Source organism: Streptomyces hyderabadensis, assembly GCF_020404845.1.
Classification (GTDB): Bacteria; Actinomycetota; Actinomycetes; order Streptomycetales; family Streptomycetaceae; genus Streptomyces; species Streptomyces hyderabadensis.
Window position 1 is genome coordinate 75,517 of the sequence record NZ_JAIOJZ010000015.1, and the last position, 15,040, is coordinate 90,556.

General features: G+C 72.9%; 16 protein-coding genes. 7 read left to right on the top strand and 9 right to left on the bottom strand.

All coding sequences use genetic code 11. From position 1 onward, the window contains the following. Positions 1-146: 146 nt before the first annotated feature. Positions 147-407 carry a hypothetical protein gene (locus K7854_RS14140; protein ID WP_308112537.1) on the bottom strand — a complete coding sequence of 87 codons (261 nt, stop codon included), beginning with the start codon at positions 405-407 and terminating at the stop codon, positions 147-149. Positions 408-450: 43 nt separating this feature from the next. On the opposite strand from K7854_RS14140, the gene K7854_RS14145 reads away from it, so the two are divergent. From K7854_RS14145 to K7854_RS14155, 3 genes are all read left to right on the top strand, one after another. Further along, complete coding sequence (locus K7854_RS14145; protein WP_226026821.1) at positions 451-873, top strand: DUF6003 family protein; 423 nt, start codon at positions 451-453, stop codon at positions 871-873. A gap of 729 nt (positions 874-1,602) precedes the next feature. Next, a complete protein-coding gene (locus K7854_RS14150) occupies positions 1,603-2,169 on the top strand; it encodes a cysteine dioxygenase (RefSeq protein WP_226026822.1) in 567 nt (188 codons plus the stop codon). Beyond that, on the top strand, positions 2,169-2,552 hold the full coding sequence (locus K7854_RS14155; protein WP_226026823.1) for a rhodanese-like domain-containing protein: 384 nt from the start codon (positions 2,169-2,171) through the stop codon (positions 2,550-2,552). The genes K7854_RS14150 and K7854_RS14155 overlap by 1 nt, the downstream gene beginning before the upstream one ends. A gap of 76 nt (positions 2,553-2,628) precedes the next feature. Here K7854_RS14155 and K7854_RS14160 read toward each other — a convergent pair whose 3' ends face one another. Both K7854_RS14160 and K7854_RS37800 read right to left on the bottom strand, forming a co-directional pair. Next, positions 2,629-3,123, bottom strand: a complete 495-nt coding sequence (locus tag K7854_RS14160) for a winged helix-turn-helix domain-containing protein (RefSeq protein WP_372481032.1) — start codon at positions 3,121-3,123, stop codon at positions 2,629-2,631. Between the two features lie 236 nt (positions 3,124-3,359). Beyond that, positions 3,360-3,443, bottom strand: coding sequence for a putative leader peptide (locus K7854_RS37800; protein ID WP_372481033.1), 84 nt, complete (start codon positions 3,441-3,443; stop codon positions 3,360-3,362). Positions 3,444-3,568: 125 nt separating this feature from the next. On the opposite strand from K7854_RS37800, the gene K7854_RS14165 reads away from it, so the two are divergent. The 3 genes from K7854_RS14165 to K7854_RS14175 all read left to right on the top strand — a co-directional run bounded on the left by K7854_RS14165 (position 3,569) and on the right by K7854_RS14175 (position 6,514). Continuing rightward, positions 3,569-4,027, top strand: coding sequence for an RrF2 family transcriptional regulator (locus K7854_RS14165; RefSeq protein ID WP_226026824.1), 459 nt, complete (start codon positions 3,569-3,571; stop codon positions 4,025-4,027). Between the two features lie 155 nt (positions 4,028-4,182). Continuing rightward, positions 4,183-5,133, top strand: coding sequence for a sulfite exporter TauE/SafE family protein (locus K7854_RS14170; RefSeq protein WP_226026825.1), 951 nt, complete (start codon positions 4,183-4,185; stop codon positions 5,131-5,133). Between the two features lie 220 nt (positions 5,134-5,353). Further along, a complete protein-coding gene (locus tag K7854_RS14175) occupies positions 5,354-6,514 on the top strand; it encodes an acyl-CoA dehydrogenase family protein (protein WP_226026826.1) in 1,161 nt (386 codons plus the stop codon). 198 nt (positions 6,515-6,712) lie between these two features. On the opposite strand, the gene K7854_RS14180 is transcribed toward K7854_RS14175, so the two are convergent. The 5 genes from K7854_RS14180 to K7854_RS14200 form a co-directional block, all read right to left on the bottom strand. Beyond that, positions 6,713-7,636: an NADP-dependent oxidoreductase gene (locus K7854_RS14180; protein ID WP_226026827.1), complete on the bottom strand. Its 924-nt coding sequence runs from the start codon at positions 7,634-7,636 to the stop codon at positions 6,713-6,715. 35 nt (positions 7,637-7,671) lie between these two features. After that, entirely contained in the window at positions 7,672-8,340 is a 669-nt protein-coding gene (locus K7854_RS14185) for a histidine phosphatase family protein (protein WP_226026828.1), read from the bottom strand. A 117-nt stretch (positions 8,341-8,457) separates the two neighbouring features. After that, positions 8,458-10,617: a SpoIIE family protein phosphatase gene (locus tag K7854_RS14190; protein WP_226026829.1), complete on the bottom strand. Its 2,160-nt coding sequence runs from the start codon at positions 10,615-10,617 to the stop codon at positions 8,458-8,460. A gap of 171 nt (positions 10,618-10,788) precedes the next feature. Continuing rightward, the gene (locus tag K7854_RS14195; RefSeq protein ID WP_226026830.1) at positions 10,789-11,973 is read right to left on the bottom strand and encodes a beta-ketoacyl-[acyl-carrier-protein] synthase family protein; all 1,185 of its coding nucleotides are present in this window, start codon (positions 11,971-11,973) and stop codon (positions 10,789-10,791) included. A 332-nt stretch (positions 11,974-12,305) separates the two neighbouring features. Then, a complete protein-coding gene (locus K7854_RS14200) occupies positions 12,306-13,028 on the bottom strand; it encodes a TetR/AcrR family transcriptional regulator (protein ID WP_226026831.1) in 723 nt (240 codons plus the stop codon). Positions 13,029-13,178: 150 nt separating this feature from the next. Here K7854_RS14200 and K7854_RS14205 point away from each other — a divergent pair, with 150 nt between their 5' ends. Then, positions 13,179-14,300: an FAD-dependent oxidoreductase gene (locus K7854_RS14205; protein WP_226026832.1), complete on the top strand. Its 1,122-nt coding sequence runs from the start codon at positions 13,179-13,181 to the stop codon at positions 14,298-14,300. 63 nt (positions 14,301-14,363) lie between these two features. Here the strand turns inward: K7854_RS14205 and K7854_RS14210 are convergent, their stop codons facing one another. After that, entirely contained in the window at positions 14,364-14,819 is a 456-nt protein-coding gene (locus tag K7854_RS14210) for a DoxX family protein (RefSeq protein ID WP_226026833.1), read from the bottom strand. Between the last annotated feature and the right edge of the window lie 221 nt (positions 14,820-15,040).

Below are 15,040 nucleotides of genomic sequence, written 5' to 3' on the forward strand. Positions count from 1 at the left end.
CTGTCTCCCTCTGTACGGCGCCGCCGCGGCCGTGCGACCGCCCCACCATCTGCTAATTATTGTCGGATGGCAAATATTAGAGGTTGAGGGAGTGCGCGAACAACCATGTGATCGCAAGTCCGGTAGGGCCCTTCACCTGCCGCGCCTCAGCGCCCGTGCCCGGTCAGTTCCCGCAGGATGGCACGCGGGACCTCCATGGCGAGGAGTCGCAGCTGGACGCCGAAGACGACCCGCTCCACTGTCTCGCCCCGCAGCCGCAACAGGCCCGGCGAACCGGCATCCGCCACCCTGGCGTGCCCCGAACCGAGTTCGACGTCGAGCATCAGCACCGAGTGCTGCGCGAGCCCGAGCGGGATCGTCGCCGGGCGACTGAGACTGGCAGCGGAGGGCAGCAGGGACGCTAGCATCAGTGCACCCGCTGAGGTCCTATCGAGAAGGCGATTCCGCGCGATGGCCGATGACGCATACCTGTTTCTTCTTCCCGACCGCCACCCTCGGCTGGGGGCCGCCCTGGCTGCAGTCGGAACCCTGGAGTGTGCGGAAACACCGGCCGTCCTGGGATGGCTGCATGCCCATGGGGTATCGGCCTCGTCCGAGCAGGTCAGAATCCTCCCGGTTGATGCCCAGGCGTTCATCCCCGAGAACGCGGAGCGCCTGCCCGTGCCGCTGAGCGAGGATGAAGCGCTGAGGGTCCAGCAGGAGTGCGCACCCCAGGCCGTCACGGACGTGGAAAGCGAGTTGCTGGAATTCCGGGAGACGACTCAAGACTGGGAAGCTCTCGTCCATCGAGCTCTGACGGCGGGCATCCCCGCTCCGCGCATCGCACAGCTGACCGGTCTCGACCCTCAGGACATCGGCCGCCTGACACTGTGAGCCTTCGATGACGCCTCAACCCGATCCCCAACATCGCTCTGCCCCGACCGGTATCACATACGGCACCTTGGTCAGTCGGTCGAGCGCCGCCTGCTGGGGTGAGTACCCGGCTTCCTCGCATTGCCGCCCAGCGGCATCGCGATGACGAATGGCGTACGGGTGGGCGCAGCGGTTCTGGCGGGCGTACGCGCAGCTCTTGAAGAAGCTGCCCATTCCGCGGACGAATTGGGTCGCCACGTACACGTCTGCTGACTCATGCTGGGAGTTTGCTGACCAACAGTCTCCGAGCATGGGCCTGACCTGCGGCCGCGTCGAACCAGGGGACGTGCGTCGGTCGCAGAAAGCCCGCGAGACGAATGTGGGGCCGCAGAAATCCCGCGAGGTGAATGCGCGGTCGCAGAAAGCCTGCGAAGTGCGTATGCGTGCGGAACATGAGGCTGACGGCGCGGAGCTGCGGGCCGTGAACGGGACGACCGCCCCCGTCTCACATGTCGGGAGACCGGAAACACGCGCGCAGTACTCCGTTCACAAAAGGCGCTCCAGCAGAGGGAATTCGGACCCTGCCGTTTGACCCGCGAGGCGAATCCTGCCAATGTTTCGGTCATGCCCACCGGTAAGCGCCTTTTCGCACGACACCACGTGGATCTCGTCCGCGTGGCCAGCGCACTGTGTCGCGCCGGCCGTCCCTGACGACCGACCGCACGACACGACACCTTGTGAGGCACCACCATGACCGCGCCCCCGCGCACCGATGCACCCTCGCTCAGCCCCACCCAACTGGCCGAAACCGCGCGCCGCTTCGCCGGACGCACCGCACTGTGGTCACCCCGGGTCCGGTTCACCGCCGAGGAGCGCTTCTATGCGCGCCTCGCCCGCACCCCCGCGTTCGAGATCTGGCTGCTGACCTGGCTGCCCGGCCAGGGCACCGAGATCCACGACCACGGCGGCTCCTCCGGCGCCTTCTGCGTGGTCCAGGGCGAGCTCACCGAACGGACCTTCACCACCCGCGCCGCCGGCCGCCCCAGCCCGTGGCGGCTGCCCACCGAGAGCATCCGCGCCTTCGGCCCCCGGCACATCCACGAGGTGCGCAACGACGGCGCCGCCCCGGCCGTCAGCATCCACGCCTACTCCCCGGCCCTGGCCACCATGTCGTACTACCGGCAGCTGCCCGGGCACGGCGGCATCGCGCTGGTCCGCACCAGCGCGGTCGACGACGCCGACGGCCTCGACAGCCCCGACGGCCTCCTCGAACCGGACGGCCGCGAAGGCCTCCCCGGCCTGGGAGAGCCGGCCTGATGGGCATCGACGCCAGGCTCGCAGCCGTACGACGCTCCCTCGACCGGCTCCATCCGCACGAGGCACATGCGGCCGTCGCGCGGGGGGCGGTCCTGGTGGACACCCGCCCGGAATTCCAGCGGCGCGCCGACGGTACCGTCCCCGGCGCGCTGATCGTGGAACGCAACCACCTGGAATGGCGGCTGGACCCGGCCAGCTCCGGCGCCCTGCCCGAGGCCACCAGCGCCACCATCCGGTGGATCGTGCTGTGCGACGAGGGCTACGCCTCCTCGCTCGCCGCGGCTTCCCTGAGGTGGATCGGCCTGCCCCGCGCCACCGACCTGATCGGCGGCTTCCAGGCATGGCGCCGGGCGGGGCTGCCGGTGACGCCGGCGGCCGGCTGAACCGGCACGGCTCCAGACACGGGACAAGGCCCCGGACCGCTCGGCGGTCCGGGGCCCGGTCGTCGCGCCGGCGGAACTACCCGTGGCCGGGCAGGTACTTGTAGCCGACCCGCCGCACGGTGACGATGCGCCCCCGGTGCTCGGCGCCGAGCTTGCGCCGCACCCGTGCGACGTGGACGTCCACGGTCCGGCCGTCACCGGGGTAGTCGTAGCCCCAGATGCCCGAGAGGAGCGCCTCGCGGGTGTGCACCCGGTGCGGATGGGCGACCAGGTGGGCCAGCAGGCCGAACTCCAAGTAGGTCAGGTCCAGTTCGCGCCCGGCCACCTCGACGGTCCGGCTCGCGCGGTCGATCCGGACCACGTCGTCGCCGTAGGTCTGTGCGGGAGCCGGCGGTGTCCGGGGTCCGAGCGGCCGGATCTCGGCGCGTAGTCCGTGCGTGTGCAGCAGCTGCGCGGGATCGGCGTTCTCCGGCAGGTACACGAGGTATCCGACGCGGACGTCGGCCGCCTCGGCGGCTGCGGGGAGGGGAGCGGGCCGGGCGGGTGCGGAGGAGGAAAGAGCAGTGGTCACGTGGAGCCCCTTCAGGCGATCGGGGTGGGAACGGAGGGCCGGGTCACGGCCGGCGTGACACGGTCGCGCCGGCGATGGCTGTGCACCCGCGCCCGCGCGTCGGACGGCGGCGGGAACAGATGTCGGCGTGGCGACGAGCAGGCCGGTGGGGCCGGGCTGGACCGCGGGTGCGGAGCACGTCCGCCGAGGGCGCCGCGCGAGCTGGCGGCGCCGGACGACGCGCTGGGAGAGTTGCCTCAGAAGGGGCGGCAGACCGCGCTGGCCACGCGACGGAAGTCAACGTGCCTGCGGCGTACGAGCTGCGGCTGCGACAGGGGCATGTTGCCAGTTTGTGGCGCAGCGCAGTCCCCCGTCAAGCTTCCCTACCCTTTTCGTAGGAATTCGGCCCGGTCGTGGGCCCGTGGCGCCCCGGGCCCGGCTGCGGGGCCTGGGCGATAATGCCCGCATGAGGATCTCAGCCAGGGCGGACTACGCCGTACGCGCCGCCCTCCTGCTCGCCGGCGCGGAGGGGGCCGAGCCGATGAAGGCCGAGGCCATCGCGGACGCGCAGGAGATTCCGCACAAGTTCCTGGAGGGCATCCTCAACGACATGCGCCGCGGCGGCCTGGTCGTCAGCCAGCGCGGCATCCGCGGCGGCTACCGGCTGGCCAGGCCGGGCGCCGAGATCTCGGTGGCCGACGTCGTCCGGGCCGTCGAGGGGCCCCTGGTCTCGGTGCGGGGCGTACGGCCCCCTGAGTTGGCGTACAGCGGCCCGGCGGAGTCCCTGCTGCCGCTGTGGGTCGCCCTGCGGGCGAACGTCCGGCACATCCTCGAAGGGGTCTCGCTCGCGGACATCGCGGCGGGCCGGCTCCCCGATTTCGTGCACGCGCTCGCCCAGGACCCTGCCGCCTGGTCCAATCCGTGAGACCCGGCGCCTTGGCGGCCCCCCTTGCAGACCTGCTCGTTCTCAGTAGGTGATATCGATCCGTCCATGAAATGGACACCCGCTTGTCGACGCGTCCTCCGCCACGCATCATCCCTACTAATCCGATGGGGAAACTAGGGATGCGGGGGGCAGGCGTGAAGACGCTCATACTGCTGGCACTTGCCGGGCTCGGTGCCCAACTCGTGGACGGAAGCCTGGGCATGGCCTACGGCGTCACGTCGACGACCCTTCTGCTCGCGTTCGGCACCAACCCCGCCGCCGCCTCGGCCACCGTGCACCTCGCGGAGATCGGCACCACGCTCGCTTCCGGGGTCTCCCACTGGCGGTTCGGCAACGTGGACTGGAAGGTCGTCGTCAAGATCGGTGTCCCGGGCGCAGTCGGGGCGTTCGCCGGCGCCACCGTCCTGTCGAACCTGTCCACCGAGGTGGCGGAGCCCGTCATGGCGCTGATCCTGCTGGGCCTCGGCATCTACCTGCTGGGCCGCTTCACCTTCCGCGGCCTGTCCACCGGCAACCTCGGCAAGCCCCTGCGCAAGCGATTCCTCACCCCGCTCGGCATGGTGGCCGGCTTCCTGGATGCCACCGGCGGAGGCGGCTGGGGGCCGGTGGGCACCCCGGCCATCCTGGCCAGCGGTCGCCTGGAGCCCCGCAAGGTGATCGGCTCCATCGATACCAGCGAGTTCCTGGTCGCCCTGGCCGCCAGCGTCGGCTTCCTCGTCGGCCTCGGCTCCGAGGGCATCGACTACCAGTGGGCCGCCGCCCTGCTGCTCGGCGGCCTCGTCGCCGCGCCGTTCGCCGCCTGGCTGGTCCGCCACGTACCACCGCGCATCCTCGGCTCCGCGGTCGGCGGCCTCATCGTCCTCACCAACACCCGGACCATCCTGCGCAGCGACTGGGCCGAAGCGGGCGACGGCACCCAATGGGCGGTCTACGGCCTGATCTACGCCGTGTGGGCCGCGGCCGTCGGGCACTCCCTGAGGGAACACCGCCGCCAGGCCGGCGCCCCTGCCCCGGAGAAGGCCCCCGACACGACCGCCGAGGACGCCCGCGGCGAGCGAACGGCGGAACCCAGCGCCCACTCCTGACCGCCGCACAGGCCGCGGCGGGACGCACCGCCGGGATGTGCACCCTCCTCGGCCCTCGGCTGCCGTCCGCTCCGACGGCCGTCGGCGACGACCACGCAGAACACACCCACGTCAGCTCACGGAGTACCCAGATGACGACCTTGCCCCGCCGGCACCGCACCGGCTCGCGGACCGAGCCCGCCGCTCGCCCAGGCCGCGCGACGGTCTGTCGCTGACGCCCATGCCCACCACGCCTGTGACCGATCTTCCGCCCGGCGCCGCGGACCTGCTGCGCACCGCCCGGGAAGTGGCGGACGATCTCGCCACCGATGCGATAGCCCGCGACCAGGCAGGCAAGCCGGCCATCGACGAGACGGCCCGCCTGCGCGATGCCGGCCTGCTGGCAGCGCTGACCCCACCGGGGCCCGGCCGCGGGATGCAGTGGCACACCGCCTGCGCCGCCATCCGCGAGATCGCGACAGCAGACGGTTCGATCGGCGAAATGCTCGCACGCCACTACGTGCTCACCTGGAGCAGCCACTTCTACGGGCCCTCCGGCACACCGGACGCCGGTGAAGCCGACTCGGCTCACGCCCAGTGGCTCTGGACCGGCGCCGTCCGCCCCGTCGGAGCGGCCACCGACCCCGGCGCACCGGACCTCACGCTCACCCCCGCCCCCGGTGGCTACGAGCTGAACGGGCGCCGCTGGGTGGACACAGCGACAACCGTCGCCGACCAGCTCGTCGTCGACGCCGTATCCACCACGACGGGCGACATCCTGGTGGTGTGCGTCCCGCGTGGCCTTCCCGGCATCACCGGCGAGCCCGCACACGACCGCCTGGGGCAACGCGTCGCCGACGCGGGCACGATCGTCCTCGACCGCGTCACCGTCGCCCCGCAGCAGGTCATCGGCCACCGACCGCACGACGTCGAATCGACCACACCCCGCGCCGCCCTCGCCGACCCCGCACTGCGCCTCGCCCTGTGCCACGTCGGTCTCGGCGTCATCGAGGGCGCCCTGGCAGAAGCCCGCGACCTCAGCAGGAACAGCCGGACCACCCGCCTCCCCGCCACGGACCCCGACCTCCTTCTCGCCTACGGAGACCTCGCCTCCCACGCCCAAACGGCCGTCGCCCTCGTCGACCGCGCGACGAACGCGATGGCGCGCGCACTACATCCCGGTCCACATGCGGACCTCGAGGAGCCCACGGCATTCCACGTCGCCACCGCCGAGACCGTGACCGCACACGCCATGCTGCACATCACCGCCGGAGTCCTGGAGCTGGCCGACGCCCCCGGCCTGGACCGCTTCTGGCGCAACGCGCGCGTCCTGACCGCCGACCACGCAACCGCACGCAGCCTCCGCACCATCGGCCACCACTACCTCAACGGCGCCGCGTGACGGTCGACGCCGTGTGGTGCCGCTGCAGCGTGAGGACGGCTTTGGCGATCGACGGGCCTGCGTTGGCCGCCCGGCCGTGCTCGGTCGACCTGGGCGGGCCCGTTCTCGGGCCCGCCGTGCGGCCCGCACGGGCAAGGAGTCGAGCACTGCCGGCTCCTGTCGGGGGCGGCAGCGGCCGCCCCCGGCCGTCGTCCTGGGTCAGAGCTTGACCACGACCTTCCCGTGGACGCGGCGCCCTGCCTGCAGCCGCACGGCCTCCTGGATCTCCTCGACGGGGAAGGTCGCGGCGATCGGCACGGTGAGTTTCCCGGCGACCAAGGCGTCGGTGATCCGCTGCAGGTCCTCAGGATGGGCGTTGGCACCGCCGGTCGCGTGCACCCCCGCGGGAGGGTTGGGGGCCGCGATCGTGGAGATCCGGTCCGCCGGGACGCCGAGCGCGAGCGCCGCCTCGGCGGCTTCCGTGCCGAACAGGTCGGCGGCCGCGCTGACCCCCTCGGGGGCCATCGCGCGCACCCGGTCCGCCAGGCCGGGCCCGTAGGCGACGGGGTCGGCGCCGAACTGCCGCAGGAAGTCGAAGGTGCCCTCGGAGGCGGTGCCGATCACGCGGGCGCCGGCGAGGGCGGCGAGCTGGACGGCGAACACGCCCACGCCGCCGGCGGCGCCTCCGATCAGCACGGTGTCGTCGGCCTTGACGCCGGCCGCCGCCAACGCCGCCGAGGCCGTCATTCCCGCGATCGGGAGCGTGGCGGCCACCTCGTCGCTGATCTCCGCCGGAGTGCGGCGGAGGGTCTCGGCCGGCCCGGCGGGATCGACCACCACGAAGTCGGCGGCGGCCCGGCCGGTGGCGGCGCCGTGGACGCGGTCGCCCACGGCGAAGCCGGTGACACCTTCGCCGACCTCGTCCACGGTGCCGGCGAAGTCCGTGGCGAACCCGGACGGCAGGGTGATGCCGAACTGCCGCGCCGTCTCGGGCATCGAGGACAGCACCCAGTCCATGGGGTTGAGGCCGACGGCGGACACGCGGACGCGGACCTCTCCTGCTTCCGCGTGCGGCTCCGGCACCTCGCGCAGTTCCAGTACCTCCGGGCCTCCGAACGTGTCGTACATGACGGCTCGGCTCATGACGTGCTCCAAACGAGTGACGGGACTTTGTCCTATCACTGTACAGAGGTGACGGGACTGAGTCCCGTAGGCGCGTTCTCACACATGCAGTTCTCGGGAAAACCCGTCCAGCGCAGCTCGGCGGGCAGGTGCCGCATGTCGTTGCAGAGGACGACGGAGGCCGCGCGGCCGGGCGCGTAGCGCAGGACAGTGAGCGCCGCCTTGCCGTGGTTGAGGCCGAGCCACCGCCACTCCGGTGCGTGCAGGGCGTCGCGGACGAGCCAGGCGACGAGGAAGTTGTGGGTGACGACCAGTTCGTGCCGGTCCTGAGTGCCGTCCGTCACCGCCCCGGTGAAACGACGCAGCGCCCGACGGGCGAGTTCGGGCCCGCGGCTGCGTTCCTCGTCCGTGGTACCGGCGAGGAAGCCGAGGTAGAAGTCCGCCGACTCGGCCGGAAGCTCCTCCCGCTGAGGTATGTGGGGCACGTAGTCACCGGCGATCTCCGACACGCGCGCGCTGACACCTTCCAGTTCGTCCGTGATCAGACGCGCGGTCTCCGCCGCCCGCGGCAGGGGGCCGTGATGGACGGCGGTCAGCGGAACGTCGCGAAGACGCCGGCCGAGCAGCGTGGCCTGTCGCCGGCCGGCGTCCGTCAGCCCGCTCCCGTCCGGTGAGGCCTCGCCGTGCCGCGCGAGGTAGAGGTAGCGGGTGGCCGTGCCGTTCATGCCGGACTCCTCGGGGTGCATGGGCTTTCTGGTGCCGGGACGGACGCCGGCCCTCGCGCCCCCGGTTCCGTTCACCTCACCCTCTGCGCGTCGGGAAGGCACGGTCCCGCAGCCGTGTCAGCGCAGCACCTCGGCCCAGACCACCTTGCCGGTGTCCGTCCACCGCACGCCCCACCGGCTGGTGAGCCGGTGCACCACCTGCAGACCGCGACCCCCGTCGTCGAGGAGCCCGCCCCGGCCCAGCCGCGGCCTGCCGTTGCCGGTGTCGCCGACCTCGCACAGCAGGCCGGGACCGGCCCGGATCAGCCGTACCGTGATGGGGCCGCCGGCGAACCGGACCGCGTTGGTGACCAGCTCGCTGACCAGGAGCAGCACGCTGTCCCGGGTGCCGTCCCTGGTGCGCCACTGCCGCAGCAGCGCGGCGACCAGTGCGCGGGCCCGCGCGGCCGCGTCGTCGCGGGCGGGCAGCCGCCAGGTCGCGGTGTCCCCCTTGCGGTAGCCGATCATCCGCGCGAGCAGCAGGGTCACGTCGTCGCGCTGCCGCGCCGGCATCACCTCGGAGACCACCCGCCGCGCGGCCTGCTGCAGCGTGTCCCAGGGGTGCACCGCGGACACCACGTCCGCCAGCCTGCCGATGCCCTCGTCGATCGGCACGGCCGGGTCCTCGACCAGCCCGTCGGTGTAGAGGGCGAGCAGGGAACCCGGAGGAGCGGGGAAGGTGTGCACGCCGAACGGCTCCCGCAGCGCGAACTCGGCGCCCAGGCCGGGGTGCGGGCGGACCGGGAGCGGAGCGGCGTGTCCGTCCGGCGCCACCAGGATCGGGGGCAGGTGGCCCGCGCTGGACAGCGTCACCCGGTGACTGACGGGGTCGTAGACGGCGATGCAGCAGGTCGACCCGAGGGCGCTGTAGCCGGCCGCCAGCCCGGACTCCGCGTCGTCCAGCAGCGTCACCGTCTCGTCCAGGTGCTCCAGCACCTCGTCGGGCGCCAGGCCGGCGGACAGCAGCGCGCGGGCCTCCATGCTCAGCTGGCCCATGGTCGCCGCCGCCCCCAGCCCGTGCCCGACGACGTCGCCGACGACCAGCGCGGTACGGCCGTCCGGCAGCGGAAAGCTGTTCACCCAGTCGCCTCCGACGCCCGCGCTGTCGGGGGTGGTGGGCTGGTAGACGCTGGCGGTCTGGACGGTGCCGCCGCCGGAGCGCGGCAGCAGCCGGCGTTGCAGGGCCAGCACCTGCGTGTGCTCGCGCTGGTGCTGGCGGGCCAGGTCCACGTGGTGGGAGGTTCTGGCCACCAGTTCTTGGAGGTCGAACAGCTCGCTGTCGGCGAAGGGCCGGTCCGCCCGCCGCCACACCTCCGCCACGCCCAGCACGACGGGCGGATCACCCTCCAGCACCAGCGGTACGCACGCCACACCCGCCGACCGGTCCCCCGGCACCAGGGCGCGTACCAGCCGCGGACTGCCGAGCACCCGCTCGATCGCCTCCCGGTCGGGCAGGACGATGGACTGCGGGGCGTCGGCGCGCCGTATCGCCTGTGCCAGCAGCCGGCTCGCGTCGCTGGGCAGGTCCTCGCCGAGGGTCACATAGCCCTCGGGCCACGCCCGGTCCGGGACGAGCGCCGCCCGCCGCAGCCGGATGCGGCCCTGCGCCCGCTCGGTGACCCCCTCACCCGTCCACACGGCGAAGTCGAGATCGACGGCTGCCACGTCTCCCCAGGCCAGCAGGGACTCCGCCAGCGACTGCGCCGTCTCGCCGATGTCCAGCGACGTGCCGATCGCGGTCTCGGCGGCGTACAGGTGCAGTCTCCTGGCCATGGCGATGACGGAGACGGTCAGACCCTCCTGGGGCGGGGCGGCGGGCAGGATGCTCATCGAGACGACCAGCTCCGAGCCGTCGCGGCGGCGCAGGCGCTGGACCCGCGCCACGTGCGCCTCGCCGGTCTCGAGGACCTGCCGCAGCCGCCGGGTGACCGTCGGAACGTCACCCTGGGGCAGCAGGTCGACGAACGGGCTGCCGATCGCGGCGTCCAGCCCCGCGAAGACAGGGGCCTCCAGATTGCGGTGGGTGACTCTCAGCTCCCGGTCCAGATTCACCGCGCCGAGGATCTGCTCCGGCCGGCCCGCTGCCGGATGACCGTGCTCCGCTTGATGTCCGGCGGGCTCGTCCCGCGACTCGGCAGGACCGGCCGCCGCCGCTCCGCCACGCGGGATGTACCGCCCCAGAGCGCTGCTGACCAGGTTGAACGGCGACGAGGACGAAGGGGAGGGTGTGGAGTCCATGCGGCTCCCTCAGCTCGCTCGCCAACCCCGGCACAGTGCCGGGGCCGTACTCGAACCCGTGCGGAAGAGCCCCCGAGGATCCCGACCGCACACCCCATTCAATAACACCGGCGGACGCTTCGCCCACACCAGCGGACCGCGCCGGGACCACGGACGGTGACCGAGCGACTCCTAGAGCCACTCACCTTCCAGGGCGGTGGCCGTGAGGCCCGGTGCGGCCGCGTAGAGGACGGCACGGCTGCCCGCCTTCTGTCCGGCGTCGTGCGCCCGCCGCAGGATGTCGAACACGGCGGCGCCCCCGCGGTTGCCGCTGGTGTAGCTGTCCCGGCTGTACTCCAGGAGCCCCGACGGCCACTCGTCGGGCATCGTCTGCTCCATGTACTCCAGCACCCGGGTACCGCCGGGGTGCGCGAGCAGGAGGTCGGGGTGCCAGGCGGTGGGGTCGTCCCCGTAACGGGCGCGGAGCCACTCCCACATCGCGGTGACGGTCTCCTGCACCGCCCGCGGCCCGCGCCGGTCCATCACGAAGTGGGTGCCGTCCGCCCGCGTCTGAAGGCGGTGCAGGTCCTGTGTGCCCGGCAGGGTGTGGTGCCAGGCGGCGTCCAGCCGGAGCACCGACTCGCGCCTCGGGCGGCCCGTGACCACCGCGGCGACCGCGGTGTCCGCGAACAGCAGCCGGACGATCAGGGACTCCAGGGTGTCGTCCGCGGGCTGGTAGGTCGTGCTCAGCGCCTCGGAGATCACGACCAGCACCACCCGGTCCGGGTCCGCCGCCACGAGGTCGGCGGCCAGCGCCAGGGAGCGGGTCCCGGCCACGCAGGCCCACTGGGCGGCCGGCAGCAGCATGGCGTCGCCGCGCAGCGGCAGCCGGTTGGCCAGGGCCACGTCCAGTCCGGGCAGCGCCGGGGTGGTGGAGTTGCTGGTGATCAGGCAGTCGACGTCCGCGACGTCCAGCCCGGCGATCTGCAGGGCGCCGCGCGCCGCGCGCTCCCCGTAGGACTGCACGGCCTCCCAGGCCGGGGCGGTGCGCTCCTGGACGGTCTGCGGCGCGGGCACCGCTTCGAGGGCGGCGATCACACGGTCCGCCTCCTGCTCGCCGAACCCCTCGCGGACCAGCGCCTCCCGGGCGGGCCCGACGCCTGCGGCCCCCAGGGCGCCGCCGTCGCCGGGCGCCACGGCGGCCTGGAGGGGCAGCATCCAGCCGCGGGACTCGATGCCCGTACTGGCCGCGATGCCGTCGATCCGCGGCGCCCACGCCGCGTGCGGGTGCCGGTCGCGCACCTCCGCCACGATCTCGCTGGTCTGTACGGAGTGCTCGCCGTGTATCACGGCGGGAGGGCACAGGTAAGCGGCCACGATCGGCACCTTTCTACGGATTCTGCGGTGAGCGAGAAGCAGGTGAGGAAGGGAACGGGGGTGGGGAGGGGAGCGGTGGGAGAGGGAGAAGGAGGAAGCGGCGTCACGCGCGCTGTGGCGTGGCTCACTTGGCTGCGTCGCGGCCAAGTCGGCGGCGGTACCCGCGACTTCGCGCGGCATTGCGCGTCGGCCCCTCAGCACGAGCATGGCGGCGAAAGGGGCATTTGCGCAGTGACCCACGCAACTTGGGCAGGCGTGGGATGCGTGAGACGGCGCACACGCCGAGGGGTGGCCCGACGGGCGGCGGCAGTGCCGGGAGTCGGTGCCCGCAGTCAGTGTCCGGGTCGGTGATGTGCCGTGATGCCGGCCAGGACGAGGGTGATCCCGGCGAGGAACTGCTCGCGGTCGTCGTGGCCGCGCACCTGGTTCGCCACGGCCCGGATGAACGGGTACTCCTCCGGGTCGAGCGCCTCCCACGCCGCCGACACGGTGTCCAGGAACGCGTCCCGGTCCACGTCGCCCCCCGTCAGCCCGGCACGCGCGGCGCTCGCGGAGTTCGCGGCGTTCTGGCCGGCGGCGCCGAGGATGTAGTGCATCAGCGCCGAGGTCGCCGTGAACCAGTGGGCCTCGGGCACGTCCATCGCCCGGACCTGGCGGCCCAGGCTCTCGAAGATCCGCGGCGCCACCGTCGCCCAGGGGGTCCGGGACAACTGCATCGCGAGCTGCATGGCGAGCCAGGGGTGCGCTTCGGTCGCGTCGAACAGGCCGAGCGCGACGGCGCGGACGGTGTCCTCGGGCGAGTCGGCGGTGCGGCCGGAGGGTTCGACGGCCACGGCCGCGGCGACGACCGCCTCCGTGGCGGCGCCGAGCAGTTCGTCCTTCCCCGTGATGTGCCAGTAGATCGCTCCGGGGCCGGTCGAGAGGTGCTGGGCCAGCGCGCGGAAGGTGAGGCCGCGCTCTCCCACGGTGTCGAGGAGTTCGACGGCGGCTTCGACGATGCGCTCCCGCGAGAGGGGTTCCTGCCGCCGTTCCGGGCGACGCGACCTGGTTGCCATGCCCCTCATCCTAGACCCTCTGGAACGACGTTCCAGCTTGACAGGTGATGGAACGCCGTTCCACCCTGGAGAAGCTGGAACGTCGTTCCAGTCCAGTGTCCGCTGTCGGCCCTCCGTCTCCGGGCGGGCCGCGACCAGGAGGTATGCGCCATGAACACGCACGTCACGATCGTCGGCGCCGGACTCGGCGGTCTCACGCTCGCCCGCGTCCTGCACGTCCACGGAATCCCCGCCACGGTCTACGAGGCCGACGCCTCTCCGACGGCCCGGGCCCAGGGCGGGATGCTCGACATCCACGAGCACAACGGCCAGCAGGCCCTGCGGGTCGCGGGCCTGTCCGAGGAGTTCCGCGGTCTGGTCCTGGAGGGCCGGCAGGCGACGCGGGTCCTCGCCCCGGACGGAACGGCCCTGTTCGAGGAAGTCGACGACGGCACGGGCGGCCGCCCCGAGGTGATGCGCGGCGAACTGCGGCGGATACTCCTCGACTCACTCCCGGCCGGCACCGTTCGGTGGGGCCACAAGGTCCGCGGCGCCCGCTCCCTCGGCGACGGCCGCCACGAGGTGGCGTTCGCGGACGGCACCTCCGTCGTGACGAGCCTGCTGGTCGGCGCGGACGGCGCCTGGTCCCGGGTGCGACCGCTGCTGTCCGGCGCCGCACCCGAGTACGTCGGCATGTCGTTCGTCGAGACCTTTCTGCTCGACGCCGACGTCCGGCACCCGGCCACCGCGAAGGCGGTCGGCGACGGTGCGATGCTCGCCCTCGCACCGGGGAAGGCGATCCAGGCGCACCGGGAGACCGGCGGGACCCTGCACGCCTACGTGGCCCTGCGCAAGCCGCGCGAGTGGTTCGACGCGACGGAACTCGCCGGGGCGGAGGGTGTCGCGCGGGTGGCGCGGGAGTTCGCCGGCTGGGCGCCGGAGCTGACGGCGATGATCACCGACGCCGACACCGCGCCGGTGCTGCGTCCGCTCCACACCCTCCCCGCCGAGCACCGCTGGGAGCGGGTGCCGGGGGTCACCCTGCTCGGTGACGCGGCCCACCTCATGCCGCCGTCCGGCGAAGGCGCCAACCTGGCCATGCACGACGGCGCCGAGCTGGGCAAGGCCCTCGCCGCGCACCCCGGTGACGTGGAGGCCGCGCTCGCCGCGTACGAGCGGGACCTGTTCCCGCGGGGTGCGGCGGAGGCCGCCGAGTCGTCCCGGCTGCACGCGCTGATGTTCGGCGACGACACGCCGCACGGCCTGATCGGCATGTTCGGCGGACAGGAGTAGACGGGCGGTGCGGCGGTCCGCGCGGGCCGACCGCCACCCGGTTCCGGCCGAGGGCGCCCGGGCTCAGACGGACGTCGGCGTGTCCGCGGGCAGTGACCCGGTGGCCGGCCGGCCACCGGCCCGTCGCCGGGGGCGCAGGAGGGCGGCCAGGCTCCAGCGGCCCGGACCGACGGCGGCGACCAGGAGGAAGGACCAGCAGAACATGGCCGCCGACTCCCCGCCGTTCTCGATCGGGAACAGGCCGTCGGGCTGGTGCTCGACGAAGTAGGCGTACGCCATGGAGCCGGAGCACAGGACGGCGGCGCTGCGGGTGGCGAGACCGCACAGGACCAGGGTGCCGCCGACGAGTTGCACCACGGCGGCCCACCAGCCGGGCCACGCGGCGAAGGCCGGTGCCGCTCCGTGCGGGCCGCCCAGGACGTCGAACAGGGTGGCGGCTCCGTGGCAGGCGAACAGCAGGCCCAGCACGATGCGGAAGAGCGCGATCACGTGCTCCCTGCGTTTTTCCAACGCTTCCAACGGTGGTGCTCCTCTCTTGCGCAGCGGCCGCGGGGTGGGGACCGGGCGGCCGGTGGGGATGGTGCGCAGCACGGGGGCAGGGTCCGACGGCGTCCGTCCTGAGGCAGGGGAGACGCAGAACCCATTCGACTTTTAACCATCACGGAGATCCTTGTCTAGACCAATAGCGCAACGAGTTGCGCACGCGCGCCGTCCCGCCAAATCGGCACCGCCTCTTGTCG

What these genes read in the sequence shown, in the direction of transcription:
- K7854_RS14140 (WP_308112537.1), bottom strand. Translation starts at nt 407, where the DNA reads ATGCTAGCGTCCCTGCTGCCCTCCGCTGCCAGTCTCAGTCGCCCGGCG.
- K7854_RS14145 (WP_226026821.1), top strand. Translation starts at nt 451, where the DNA reads ATGGCCGATGACGCATACCTGTTTCTTCTTCCCGACCGCCACCCTCGG.
- K7854_RS14150 (WP_226026822.1), top strand. Translation starts at nt 1,603, where the DNA reads ATGACCGCGCCCCCGCGCACCGATGCACCCTCGCTCAGCCCCACCCAA.
- K7854_RS14155 (WP_226026823.1), top strand. Translation starts at nt 2,169, where the DNA reads ATGGGCATCGACGCCAGGCTCGCAGCCGTACGACGCTCCCTCGACCGG.
- K7854_RS37800 (WP_372481033.1), bottom strand. Translation starts at nt 3,443, where the DNA reads ATGCCCCTGTCGCAGCCGCAGCTCGTACGCCGCAGGCACGTTGACTTC.
- K7854_RS14165 (WP_226026824.1), top strand. Translation starts at nt 3,569, where the DNA reads ATGAGGATCTCAGCCAGGGCGGACTACGCCGTACGCGCCGCCCTCCTG.
- K7854_RS14175 (WP_226026826.1), top strand. Translation starts at nt 5,354, where the DNA reads ATGCCCACCACGCCTGTGACCGATCTTCCGCCCGGCGCCGCGGACCTG.
- K7854_RS14180 (WP_226026827.1), bottom strand. Translation starts at nt 7,636, where the DNA reads ATGAGCCGAGCCGTCATGTACGACACGTTCGGAGGCCCGGAGGTACTG.
- K7854_RS14185 (WP_226026828.1), bottom strand. Translation starts at nt 8,340, where the DNA reads ATGAACGGCACGGCCACCCGCTACCTCTACCTCGCGCGGCACGGCGAG.
- K7854_RS14190 (WP_226026829.1), bottom strand. Translation starts at nt 10,617, where the DNA reads ATGGACTCCACACCCTCCCCTTCGTCCTCGTCGCCGTTCAACCTGGTC.
- K7854_RS14200 (WP_226026831.1), bottom strand. Translation starts at nt 13,028, where the DNA reads ATGGCAACCAGGTCGCGTCGCCCGGAACGGCGGCAGGAACCCCTCTCG.
- K7854_RS14205 (WP_226026832.1), top strand. Translation starts at nt 13,179, where the DNA reads ATGAACACGCACGTCACGATCGTCGGCGCCGGACTCGGCGGTCTCACG.